Genomic DNA, 13,007 nt, shown 5'->3' with positions numbered 1-13,007 from the left:
GAGGGTTAACGATAATTTTCATTCTGTTATCCACCTTTGTGGATAGTTAAATACAATTTCACTTAGTTAACCATGATGGGTAATATAAAAGCCAGACATAGCCTTTATAATAGGCTGTGTCTGGCTATATTACATCCTTACTAACTTAACTTATATATTGATCATAAACTATAAATATGCACGAGCCATTTATAAAAAGTTAATGCTCGTCTTATTCCTGTCTTATGCAAAATCTAGCCAAGCTTAAGAGTTACCGGTAGACAAAGGAGCTCCCAACCTTTTACTTAGAAGCTCCTTTTGTAAAACTTTAAATTATTTCAAATACATTATCTAATCTAGTAAGTTTGAATACCCTCATAACCTGTTGATTAATAGAACGTAGTTTTACCGTTCCATTTTTTTCAGCACACTTTTTATATACAGAAACCAGTACACCAAGTCCTGTGCTGTCAATAAAAGTACATTTGCTGAAATCTAATAGAAAGTTACTATCTCCTTTTAAAATCATAGAATATAGCTTTTCTCTGAGGTCTCCAGCTTCTTCAACTGCGAAGTTCTCAGGAATTACAATAATCTTATCCTTCAATTTGCTCACCCCATACTTTAAATTTTTCGACTATATTGTTAAGTTCATAAGCAAGAGTACTAGTTTCCGTTGCTGAAGCTGAAAGATTTTCTACTGATGCGGTCTGTTCTTCTGCTGAAGAAGCAACTTCCTGGCTGCTGCTGAAGTTTTGCTCAGCAAGGGTCGCAATAGTATCTATAAGTTTAATTATTTGGTCTGAATTAGCTACCTCTTCTTTTGTTACTTCAACAACCTGGCCAATATCCTCTACTATCCTCTCTATGGAATTAATAATACTTAAGAAAGACTTGTCTGTTTCATTAACTACAACTACTCCATTATCTACGGAAGCCTTTCCGATTGCCATAGACTTAACTGCAAGCTCAATTTGCTTAACCATCTCATTAATGAGCTGAGATATCTCATTTGAGCCTAAAGCGGTCTGCTCAGATAGCACTCTTACCTCATCTGCCACAACAGAGAAACCTTTTCCATGTTCCCCAGCTCTTGCTGCTTCAATTGCTGCATTTAAGGCCAGGAGATTTGTTTGACTCGATATAGAATTTATAGTAGTAGTTATTCCTTCAACTTTTTTAGATAGCTCTTCTACTGACTTAAGTATATTCTCAGTTTCATCTGTAGTTCTACTTATAGTGTTTATAGCTGACACTGTTTCCTTAACTTTATTTCTTCCTGCATTGGCTGCTTCTACAGTTCTTGTAGCATTATCACTCGTTGTAAAAGCTTTATTTTGTGCAATTTGAATTAAACTCGATAGCTGAACCAGTACCTGAGAAGTATCTAAGATAGTATCCTTTTGCTTTTCAGTATCAGCAGCAACTCCCTGAATACTAGCAGTTACGGTCTCTACTGATGCAGTTATTTCTTCCGAAGATGCCGCCATTTCTTCTGAGGAAGCTGATAACTCCTGTGATGCAGAGCTAACCTTCTTAATTATATTAACCTGACTTTCTATCATCTTATTAAAAGATTCGCCTAATACCTGAATCTCATCCTTTGTACTAATATGAGATTTTACTGTTAAGTCCCCATCTCCTGCCTTGGACATTAATTCTTCCAAATTTTTAATTGGCTTGATTATATTATTTGTAGTTAAGAAATAAGCAATAATCATAGCTACAAAAATAGCTCCTAATGTTATGTATATGGTATAATTCCTAATATTTATAGCTGAACTCATTAGTTCATCGTAATTTGCAGTTGTTGCTAATATCCATCCATTCACAGACGCATAAGCAACAAATTTCCGCACACCCTCGTATGTATATTCGCCTGAACCTGCTTTTCCAGACTTCATGCCTTCTACAATAACTTGTATATTTTTATCATTTGTATTAAAGAAATTTTCTTTTAGTACCTTTTGTGAATCAGGATGGTAAATAAATACTCCATCCTTATTTAACATATATGCGTAACCACTTTCACCAACTTTTATTTCTGCAGCATGTTGAGATATAGTTTCAAACTTAATGGTTCCAACAACAACCCCTAATAATTTGTTATCCTTCATAACAGGAAAAGCAACTCCAACTACTGTATTCCCAGTAATCTTCGAAGTAATAACATCACTCTGAGCTGAAGTACCTTTAAGAGCCTTTTGAACATATTCTCTATCACTTAAATCTGTATCATCATTTTGTTTCTCATTAGTCATAATAGACTTTCCAGTCTTGTTCACAACAAGAAGAGTTTCTATCTCACTGTTTTTATTCTTTTGAATCTGTGATATATATTTAAATGCCTTTATTTTATTTTCTTCGTTAGGATTTTCTAACACTGTAACTAAAGAGTCACTTAAACTTATAAACTCTAAAGAATCGTTCACCGATTTTATTGAACCCACTATGCTCTCTGCTGTCAGACTTGTAGCTTTATTTAAATTTTGTTCTGATATGCTCTGCAGAGCCCCAGAAGATTTAAAATAAGAAAATACCCCAAGTGATACTAAAGGTATAGATATTAACAAGAAAAATATTAGTGATAGCTTAGCTTTCAAACTTATTCTCATGATTTACCCCCTATATTCATACTGCTGATTTATATAAATGTTTTTGCATAATTAAAATATTGTTTATCATCTTTACCTCATCGCAGTAGCACTTAATCAAGAATAGGCCTCTGCCGCTATCCTCCAAAAGGTTCTCGCTTGATATTTCCTCAATAATTTTTATTTCACCACAAGCAGTTCCTGAGTCTTCAATTTCAAAGGTAACAATTTCAGGTTCGTAAAAATATCTTAAGTAAATTGGTAGTTCTGGATTTTCTTCATTTCCATGTTTATACGCATTTGTAAGCCCTTCTGTTAATATTAATCGTAAATCAAAGCATGAATCCTCTGCTCCAAGGCTGTCAACTATATCACTTATTATCTTATCTCTTTCTGATACTCCGTATAATACATAGCTTCCGCTTTTACCCATATCTAATATCACCTTCTTATATAATTTCTATTGCTAATAAAGTACAATCGTCCATTACATTTTCTACTATGAGGGACTTACTCAATAGATTGTTATCTATCTCCTGTTTAAGTTTTTCTAAGGTCTCTGCATTTGGTAAATTCAATATACCATCTTTGCTGTCAAAGAGTTCATCAAAACCATCAGTAAAGAAACAAAACCTATCTCCTTTGTCAAAGCTAATTCTCATTTCATCAAATTTACTATTGGGAAACATTCCAATAAATGCACCCTTAACTATCTTCTCTTTCAAATACTGATTTTTTTTAGAGAATGCAAACCTACTAACCCCTGCCCCTACAATAACAGCTTCTTTTCTAATAAAATCAAAGCTGAAACAGTTAGCAGCAACATAGTTTTCACCTAAGTAATCCGATGCTTTTTGATTAAGATATACTAAAATGTCCATTGGATTTTTATATTTTATTATTGCCTCATTAAAAAGCACGTTAAAGGCTGAAACATTGAGAGCTGCTGTAATTCCTTTTCCACTAACGTCATATATAATTCCTATGGCAAAGTTCTCATTTATTTCATAAATACAATAATTATCCCCACTGACAGTTTTAGCAGGTAAATAAATTGTTTCCATAAGAGCTTTATTTGCTATAGGAAACTCCTTTATAAGCGACTGTCTTTGGATCTTAGATGCATTATTTAGCTGTTTTTTAAAATCAGTAATGTTACGAAGTACACATTGTATAGATGGCTTACCCCCATGAATCAAAAAGCTTGAAGAAACCTGTATATCAATTGTGCTTCCGTCCAAATTAAGCAGCTTATAATCAAATTGGTTTATAGAAATTTCTTTCTCAAGAATCTGCTTCATTCTTTCCTTTAATATATGTATATAGTCAGGTGCAACATATTGAGCTACATCTTTATTTATTATTTCTTCTATAGATTGTCCCAAAATTTTTGCAGCAGCATTATTGGCTAACACTACCTTGTCTTCGCTTATAATAACTATTCCATCAGGAGAAAGTTCAACAATCTTTTTGTATCTTTCTTCGCTTTCCTTAACTGCATTTTCCAGCTTTCTTCTTTCAGTAATATCTCTTAGCTGTTCAACAACAAGAACTACTTTCCCATCTCTATCAATGACAGGGTTACATCTGCAATCCATGTATTTATCAAGCTCAGGAATGTATTTTTCTATTCTCACTAAACTTCTAGTTTTTAAAGCCATTTCAGTTGTGCAAACTTTGCACCTGCAGGATCTACCTAAGCTTTCAAAGCACTTTTTACCTACAACTTGCTCATGAGTGGTGTTGAAAAAGGCATACCCCACATCGTTGTAAAACATTATTGTTCCATCAGGCTTGTACACGCCGATTATATCTGTTATACCTTTTAATATTCCATTCAAGAGTACAGCGTAATTAAAATTACTAGTCTCCATAATTACATTTAAATCATATTCTTTAAGTTCATTGTAAGAATTAGCAGCCTTCAATTAGCTTCACCCCTATCACTAATATTAGCTACTAATTAAAAAAACTACGGTTCTGATTCCAATTTATTAATTAATATCTAACATTATCCAACATTATCTAATATTATCATATTATCATATTATCATATTATTTGACAATATTCATCATAGTTCATACATTTTCCACAATTTTTCGAATTTTGCAACAACTATCATGGGTAATATAAAGCCAGACATAACCTTTATAAAAGTCTGTGTCTGGCATTTTACTTTATTGGCATTGCCGCACTACATGCAGCTTCCTAACTTATTGTTATTTTAATATTCTTCTAGCACATAGATATTGATCTGCATTATCTAAAGAACTTACCCTTACTACATCTCCGCTATATGGTGCTTGTATATAGCAGTTATTTCCTACGTACATCCCAACATGGTGAGGATCACTATAGGTTCCAAAGAATATCAGATCACCTGGCTGTAGATTATTTCTGCTCACAGGGGTTCCTTCATTAATTTGTGTGTAAGTAGTTCTGCTGATATGTATTCCAAAATGTGCGTATACATACTGCATAAGGCCTGAACAATCAAAGGATTGTCTACCTATATATCCTTCCATACCAGTTAAATCATGATCAGTATTTTTATACTCATTTATAACTGCTTGAGTAAGAATTTCACCTTCTGCAGACCAAACATAAGGATCTCCTAGAAAGGTATAAGCATAAGCTACTATTGCATTTGGGGCTGCTGGTACTCCTACTCCATTATTTTGCGGTTGAGACTGAGCTAAGGCTTGTAATTTTTTAATTGTATCTTGAACTTGCTTCTCTTCCGCTGCAACCTTATTTCTATATTCGCTTATTTGACTAATATAATAAGCTTGTCTACTTTTTGCCTCTGCTACTAACTGCCTTTGATTTTCAATATTACTTCGAACTTCAGCTAATTTGCTTTCATTTTCCTTCTTATATGTCGTTAGTTCATCTTTATCCTTCATTAAGGTAGCTTCTGCAGACTTAATTTTTTCTTTTTTATCTTGAAAATCTTTTATTAATTTATTATCAAAATTAATTATTGACACAATAGCTTGTGCCTTTGAAAGAAAATCGTTGATATCTTTTGATGATAACAGAATACTTATATATTGATCATCTCCTGCTATATACATAGCCCTCATTCTTTTATTGAATAAGTCCTGTTCATCTTTAAGCTCTTCTTCAGCTTCATCATAATTCTTTTGAGCTGTTTGTATATCTGCTTCTTTAGCAGTTATTTTTGTCTTTGTATCTTCTATAGTCCGATTAAGACTTTCTATTTTAGAATCTAACATCTGAATCTGTGTATTAAGATTATTTATATCCTTTTGAGCACTATCAGCATTTAATTGGCTTTTCTGCATATTCGAGTTATCTTGCTTCTTTTGATTCTCTAGCTGCTGTTTTTGGTTATTAAGAGAATCAACTGTTGGATCAGCAAATACGGTTGTACTCGAAGTTATTATCACAGCTGTAGATAATATTATACTTGTTACTTTATTTGTAAATTTCATTCCCACAACTCCCATCGATCTCTTTCAGGTTTTTCAACTTTATTATTTCCATCTACTTTCTATTATCGGATTATTATGGATAAAATTAAGTATAATCTTTACAAACTTTTATTTTTTACAGAATTTACTATAGACCATAGTGAGATATCTAAGGCTAAAACTACTGATTATTAACGCCAGATAACTTTCATCTAATTATATTTAAAAAAAGTTGTTATTCTATGGGAGAAATCTATAATTTAAATTGTAGTAATATATGAAGAAGAATTTGGGATGGTTATGCTGGGGGGAATTATACTGTGAAACCAGATATTGAAAGGCTCATGGCTTTATATATGGGCTCTGTCTATGGGGTAGCTAAAAGCATCCTTATTGATACAGGCTCAGAGCAGGACATTGAGGAATGTGTTCAGGATGTTTTTATAGAGGCTTGGGACAACATAGATAAGTTTGATGAAAGCAGAGGAAGCATGAAAACATGGCTTTTAATACTTTGCAAGTACAAGGCTTTAAATATTAAGAAGGCGCTCTTGAAGAAAAATAAGATTGTTGATTTTGAAGAATTACAGCTTTCTTCTAATGAAGCTATTGAAGAAAACCTTTTGTTTAAGGAAAAAAAAGATGAAATTATTGAAGCAATTATGTCTTTTAATTCCATAGACAAAGAGGTGTTTTTAAGAAGATACTTTATGGAACAGAGCATTGAATATATATGCAGTTATATGAGCCTTAGCAGACAGGCTGTTGACAACAGACTTTGGAGAGGAAAGAAGAAATTGAGAGAAATATTAGGCCTTATGGAAGGGAGGAGTATAAATGAGTAGAGAAGATAAGGATATATTTGATTTTATGAGCAGCCTTTCAGAGAAAGATAGTATGAAGCTTATTCAAGGCCTTGACTTTAAAGAGGAAGAATTAAGTGATAAGCAGATAAATAGAATTAAGAATAATGTTGTAAGAAGGCTTAATAAAACTCCAAGAAAAAGAATTTTCAAGTTAAGTAAAGTGTTTATTGCAGCTTCAGTAGCAGCACTCCTTATTTTCACAGGTTATACTCCTTCAGGGCAAAAGGTTGTAGCTGAAATAGTTAAAAAGCTTTACTTTATTCCTGGAGTTGGAAAGGTAGAGCAAAATCAGGGATGGGAACTTTATGTGCTGCCTAGGCCAGTTAAGTTAAGCTATAATGGTGGAGAAATAGTTGTGAAATCATCTGTAAGAGATAGAAATTTCTTATCAATTGGTATGGAAGGTAATAAGCACATGGGATTTGAAGATTTTAAAAATATATTTATTACTGATGATAAAGGAAAAAGCTATAATAAGCTAGGATACTCTCTCTCCATCAGCTCAGATATATGGAACGGAGGCTTAAGTTTAAATAATATACCTGAGGATATGAATAGCTTTAGCATTATTTTACCTGACAAAAGTAATATACACATTACTTTAAGCCCAGCTAAAAGCTTTGAAAATTATGCAGCTATGGGTCCAACGGATATTAAGAACAATCTAGGTATAACCTTGGTGGCCGGAAATGAAGATGGTAAGATTACATTCAACTTAGTACAGCATCCTTCAGAAAACAGGGTTGTAGAAGCTTATGGGCAGCAAATTGACCTTGATAATTATGGAAAGCTGGATATAACCTTAAAGGATAACTTAGGAAGAATTTATGACTTACAATATCCTCAGCAATATTCACCACCTTTGTCAGAGTTTTATTTTGTACCAAAGAGTGATGCCAAAAACTATACAGTTGAAATACCTGAAGTAAACTTGACCTATAAAATAAATAAAAGCATTAGGCTTCCTATACCAAAGGAAGGCCAGCTTGAAGTAAATAAGAAATTTAATATAAATGGTTATACTCTCACTGTAAAAAATGTAGTACGAACTGATAATCATATAAGAGTTTATGTAGATACAAATTTTGATTCTAGCAAGGCAGAAAATTTAAGTGAGTTAAAAATAGAAGCAATTAACTCCAATAGAAGCATGGGCTATAGCTGGAACTTAAACCGTGATAATAGAACTGTAAACTATTTTGAATTTGAAGTTAAACCAAAGGATGAAAGCATAAATTTAAAGCTTTCAGAATTTAATACAATATTAAAAGGACCATGGAAATTTCAGTTTTAGGAGAAAGTCTATGGCATTATTAAAAAAATATGCATTTAAAAGCCCCTTAAATAGGTTAACTATTTAAGGGGCTAAAATAAGCATGTAGTGCTTAAAGTTAAAATTATTAGCATAACAAATTGAGCCATCATATAATATTTTTATAATAAATAATATACAGGAAGGTACAAAATGAGTATTGTAAATCCTTTTCCCCCAAGGTTATATTTACTGGACATGAAGCTTGGAGATGTAACTGGTGATGGCATTCCTGATAAGGTTTCCCTATTTGGCAGCAAGCCTGATGGCTCTAAAGGAATTTTTGCTGATAATATTACAGTTGTAATTGAGGATGGGTCTACAAAACAAAGAGAAACCATTACTCCTGAGTTTAATTCAGGGTATAATGCAAGCTTGTTTCTTGGTGACTTTACTAAAGATAAGGTTGATGATATAAAGGTAAGTATTGATGCAGGCGGCAGCGGCGGCTATGGATTCTTTTATATTTATTCTTTTAAGAATAATAATCTTCAGGAGATATTTAACTTTGACAGTTACAATAAGGAGTATATATATAAAGTTGATTATGCTGATTTCTACAAAGTCCATGTAGCCAATGTACTGCTAAATAAACTTTTTGTACTAGACATTAGCTATAAAGGCTATGATTATTTATCTCTATATTATAACGAAGACGGCAGGTTAAAGAAACCTATTCAAGGAGAAGTACTTGCTATAGGTGCCTTAATCCCTGTTGTAAATAATGAAAGAAGTAATTCTTTTGATTTGCTTGCTTTTCAGCGTATTATAGGTACTACTAACAGTGATACCTTAGGCTATATTCAAAACTTTTTGACTTGGGATGGCCATAATTTTGTATCCTCAAGAATATTTGCTGCTATACCTGGTACTAATTTAATCTCTCTATATTAACTTAATATTTATTATCCTATGGGTCCAATGTCAATGGTGCCAATGGGGACGGTTAAGAACAATTTTCACTCTAGAAGGGGACGGTTAACAACAATGTACATTCAACTAAGAAGTACAATAAAATGTTAACCGTCCCCAAGTAACACAAGTAAAAGTGATGAAAGTCATTAACCGTCCCTAATAGAAACATACCACCGGAGTTCCGGGGTCGATGTTTTCAAATATGGTCTTGGCTAAGCTGAAGGGAAGATTTACACAGCCATGAGAGCCATCTGTTTTATATATATTCCCCCCAAATCTGCTTCTCCAGCTGGCATCATGTAAACCAATTCCTCCGTTAAAGGGCATCCAGTAGGTAACAGGTGCAGCATAATCCGGGCCTCTTAAAACAGCACCCTTTTGTTTGTATTTTAACCTGTAGATACCTGAAGGTGTTTTGTGCCCTGCATTAACGTTTCCAGTAACGATATCTCCCTGGGCCATAAGAGAGCCTTTTTTATAAAACCATAGATGCTGATTTGTCATATCTATTTCAACATAGGTGTTTCCAATATCACTTGTAATAGCTGAAAAAGTTGTTTGAGAATATTTAGGTTCTTTTGTTAAAATTTTTCCTTCTTTTATTGCAGCAATAAAGTCCTGCGTTTCTGCTACAGTATTAATGGCATAACCATAATCCCCTCCGCTAATCTTTATTGTTTTTCCTGATGTAGTAGGAAAATTTCTTGTTTTCCCAATGGTATTATACTTATTAAGGAGTCCAGTTAAATAACTCTTTGCCTTTACCTCATCAAGACTAACAGTAAAGTTTTCATCTACACTAAGCCACTTATTTATTATTGTTCCATCTACTATTTCATTTTTATCTCCAATATTATAGGTGATTTTGGAGGCTGCATATTTATTAAGAATATTTTTAGTCTCAATTACTTTTTCAGATTTTGAAGTATATTGTGGATTTACATAACAATTTATAGCTTCTAAATCTAAATAAGTCCCTTCCTTTGAAATTACTTTTTCAACTTCAGTATATAATACATCTTTATTAATTTTATTTCCTAAGGTTTCAGGTACAATAATATACCCACTGTCTGTATACTTAAAGCTAGGATTCTTAGGTTCAACAATATTACTGTTATTAAGACAGTTAAGCTTATCAAGCTGCTTTTTTAATAATTCTCTATCAAAGGTAACACCAACAGTAATTTCATTAGCTTTTTTATTACTAAATGCAGTAATCCATTTAAATGCACTTTGTTTATCCTTTAATTTCTTAAATTCCTCCTCTGAAGTATACCCTAAGTCTATATCTACTGCACTTATTACTTCTTTTGCTCCACCTCTCTCTTTCAGTTCCAAGGTAAAATCTTGAAGCTTTGATGACATTTCACTTTTTACTTCTTCTACAGTTTTTCCTGAAACATTGATGCAGTTAATGGAGGAACCATAGTAATAATGGTTTATAAAGTATAAAGTTATTCCAAAATATATTATTAGTAAAGAGCAAAGAGGAATTAAAATGACCAATAAAATTTTTCTTGGTTTAGGTTCTTGTTTTTCCTTTTCCATAATACCAGCCCCTATGAATTACTAGCCTTGAACAATTAATGGTTGTCCATGCATATGTATTATTTATAAGCTCTTTAATTATATAGACGAATTACTTCCTTTATTTAATGCAAAGCCCATAATTCATTTTATGAGGCAATATTTATTTTTAAAACCATTGTTAATATTTAAGTAATAATTAAAAAACCTAGAGAATTTTCTCTAGGTTTTTTGACAGATTAGACTCTACTTTTATTAATTACCTGCTTTTACTGCTTTATCTTTTCTAAAGAACATAATGCCTCCAATTATTATAAATGTAAAAGCTAGCAGCATTAAATTATTAAAATTTATTACTGATCCTGTCTGAGGAAGTAAACCATTTACTTCAGCAATAGTAAACTTACTAAAGTGACTAGTCTCAAAGGTAAAGGTCATTGTATCTTTATTATAGCTTCCTCCAACTTTTTCCCACTGCTTTGTATTTTCGTTATAGTAGAAAGCAGCTAGTTTTGTAATATCTAAGCCCTTAACTTCATCTTTAGACAGTTTTACTGATATATTAGCATTTCCACTTTTAAATGCATGTATATCCTTTATTTTCGTACTGTCTTGTTTATATGCAGAAAGGCTAAAATCAAATATTTTTCCTATGCTTTTAAGTGAATTTAAAGCAGCATCCCCTACAACTAAATTTTGTTTTAAATTAACAAAGTCACCTTGACTTAATCCATTAAAATCTATAGCAAAAAATGGAAGGTTGACTATAACATTATTAGTATTAAGCTTTATGCTTCCTGTCCCACCATTTATAGAAGCAGCATCAATTTTAGCTTCTATAGTTTGTACAACTGTAGGTATAACTGGTGTTATTTCATTTACAGCATTCTTAGATATTTTACTTGAATTTAATGTTATGATGGCATCTTTGCCATTAATACTTGTAGTGAATTTTTCTGAAGCAGGCGCTGCTGAAGTAGTATCTCCTAGTGTTGGAGCTCCTGGCAAAGCTTGATCTATAGATATTGGTGTATAACCAAATCCTACAATACCACATGTAACTAAATGCTGATCATCATACACATTAAGGCCCATCATACCACTATTAACAATATACTTATCTACAAAACCTTGGTCCTCCAGCTTTGAAACAACCCCATCTATGTCAATCCACATGTTCCCATTGATGTCACCTGATGCAAAAAATTGTTTTGCAGATACATCATATTCTTTCAGGAGGCTAAGACCATTATCGTTAACTGAATACTTTTGAACAACCTTTTTTACTACAGCATCGTTAACGGGAGAAATTTCTTGAGTGTATACAAGTAATGTATTATTTGCTCCAGGATAAATTGCCTCAATATGATTTGTACTATTTATTGAATATTCCTTAATTGTGTTATCCTTTAAGATTTTATATACTTTATTATCGGCACCAAGCGTAAGGGATTTAAAAAACCACATACTTCCGTCTAAGCCTTGCTGAAGCTTACCATATGTGTTATATGAAGAAGATCCCTTTTGAAGAACAAGTTCCTCATGGGAAAATCCCTTATCATTATATATTATGTATTTTGTATTATAATCTATAATTCTTCCATTTGCATCATAGATTGGAATATTGTTTTGCTGTGCTGCAAACCAGAATACTCCATTTGCATCTATTTTGTAATCTGTAATGTATGCTTTTCCATCACCGTAGATAGGTACATTTTTTACAAGTTCCATCTTATAGGTATTTAAATTCGCCTTATATATTGCATATGGCTGGCTTGAATCGTCTTTATTTGAAGCTACATAAGCATTATCATTGTATACACCTATGTAAGTTAAATGCCTTATAAGATTAAAGTCTTCAGAAATTATATGTTTTTGGCCGTTCTCTTCAACAAAGAATTTAATATTGTTGTCAACAATTACTGTATTATTAACAATTGTCTTATTTTTATATTGATAAGCAAAGCCCAATGTTTCTTTTCTAACATCCATAAACGTTGGAAGAGAAGAGCTAGCTGTTTCAGCCTTAACCTTCCCTGTAAACCCAGCTCCAAAAATCAATTGAAGCAAAAACAGTACTGCAGTAACAGCACTTAGTAACTTTCTTTTCCCCATCTTTTATTCCCCCTTGTATTAATAAAATTAATAATAAAATATAGCTATGGACACTATTTTCTCTCAGGTATACACCTCCAAACAAATCCATAGATATACCTAACTGCAATATTAATACATGGTGTTAGATAAGTAAAAGCGTAAACTATACTATTTAGGTAACCCGGCTGCCTTAGCTTAATAAACTTTAGGCCCGTGGCTTTGCGTCTCTATCTTTCAATAGGTTTGCCTTTATCTATGGTACCTTATTTTAACAATTTA

The 13,007-nt window shown here is 32.5% G+C and carries 10 protein-coding genes and 1 riboswitch; of the genes, 3 read left to right on the top strand and 7 right to left on the bottom strand.

Annotated elements, in window-relative coordinates:
* Nucleotides 1-307 precede the first annotated feature (307 nt).
* The 5 genes from ACJDUG_RS00610 to ACJDUG_RS00590 form a co-directional block, all read right to left on the bottom strand.
* On the bottom strand, nucleotides 308-586 hold the full coding sequence (locus tag ACJDUG_RS00610; protein ID WP_406767940.1) for an STAS domain-containing protein: 279 nt from the start codon (nucleotides 584-586) through the stop codon (nucleotides 308-310).
* Nucleotides 576-2,594: a methyl-accepting chemotaxis protein gene (locus ACJDUG_RS00605; RefSeq protein ID WP_406767939.1), complete on the bottom strand. Its 2,019-nt coding sequence runs from the start codon at nucleotides 2,592-2,594 to the stop codon at nucleotides 576-578. Before ACJDUG_RS00605 ends, ACJDUG_RS00610 begins: the two co-directional genes overlap by 11 nt.
* A gap of 16 nt (nucleotides 2,595-2,610) precedes the next feature.
* A complete protein-coding gene (locus ACJDUG_RS00600) occupies nucleotides 2,611-3,006 on the bottom strand; it encodes an ATP-binding protein (protein WP_406767938.1) in 396 nt (131 codons plus the stop codon).
* 16 nt (nucleotides 3,007-3,022) lie between these two features.
* Complete coding sequence (locus tag ACJDUG_RS00595) at nucleotides 3,023-4,501, bottom strand: SpoIIE family protein phosphatase (protein ID WP_406767937.1); 1,479 nt, start codon at nucleotides 4,499-4,501, stop codon at nucleotides 3,023-3,025.
* Nucleotides 4,502-4,793: 292 nt separating this feature from the next.
* Entirely contained in the window at nucleotides 4,794-6,032 is a 1,239-nt protein-coding gene (locus ACJDUG_RS00590; protein WP_406767936.1) for a C40 family peptidase, read from the bottom strand.
* 299 nt (nucleotides 6,033-6,331) lie between these two features.
* Between ACJDUG_RS00590 and ACJDUG_RS00585 the strand changes: the two genes are divergently transcribed.
* The 3 genes from ACJDUG_RS00585 (at nucleotide 6,332) to ACJDUG_RS00575 (ending at nucleotide 9,083) form a co-directional block, all read left to right on the top strand.
* Nucleotides 6,332-6,856, top strand: coding sequence for a sigma-70 family RNA polymerase sigma factor (locus tag ACJDUG_RS00585; RefSeq protein ID WP_406767935.1), 525 nt, complete (start codon nucleotides 6,332-6,334; stop codon nucleotides 6,854-6,856).
* Nucleotides 6,849-8,171, top strand: coding sequence for a hypothetical protein (locus ACJDUG_RS00580; RefSeq protein WP_406767934.1), 1,323 nt, complete (start codon nucleotides 6,849-6,851; stop codon nucleotides 8,169-8,171). Before ACJDUG_RS00585 ends, ACJDUG_RS00580 begins: the two co-directional genes overlap by 8 nt.
* Before the next feature lie 171 nt (nucleotides 8,172-8,342).
* A complete protein-coding gene (locus tag ACJDUG_RS00575) occupies nucleotides 8,343-9,083 on the top strand; it encodes a VCBS repeat-containing protein (protein WP_406767933.1) in 741 nt (246 codons plus the stop codon).
* Between the two features lie 177 nt (nucleotides 9,084-9,260).
* On the opposite strand, the gene ACJDUG_RS00570 is transcribed toward ACJDUG_RS00575, so the two are convergent.
* On the bottom strand, nucleotides 9,261-10,652 hold the full coding sequence (locus ACJDUG_RS00570) for a L,D-transpeptidase family protein (protein WP_406767932.1): 1,392 nt from the start codon (nucleotides 10,650-10,652) through the stop codon (nucleotides 9,261-9,263).
* Nucleotides 10,653-10,886: 234 nt separating this feature from the next.
* Entirely contained in the window at nucleotides 10,887-12,746 is a 1,860-nt protein-coding gene (locus ACJDUG_RS00565; RefSeq protein ID WP_406767931.1) for an LPXTG cell wall anchor domain-containing protein, read from the bottom strand.
* Nucleotides 12,747-12,900: 154 nt separating this feature from the next.
* Nucleotides 12,901-12,986, bottom strand: a riboswitch (cyclic di-GMP riboswitch).
* Nucleotides 12,987-13,007: the final 21 nt, after the last annotated feature.

This window comes from Candidatus Clostridium stratigraminis (assembly GCF_045310675.1).
GTDB lineage: Bacteria > Bacillota > Clostridia > Clostridiales > Clostridiaceae > Clostridium_AT > Clostridium_AT stratigraminis.
The sequence above is the reverse complement of the archived record's forward strand: the minus strand, read 5'-3'. Positions and strand labels throughout refer to the sequence as shown.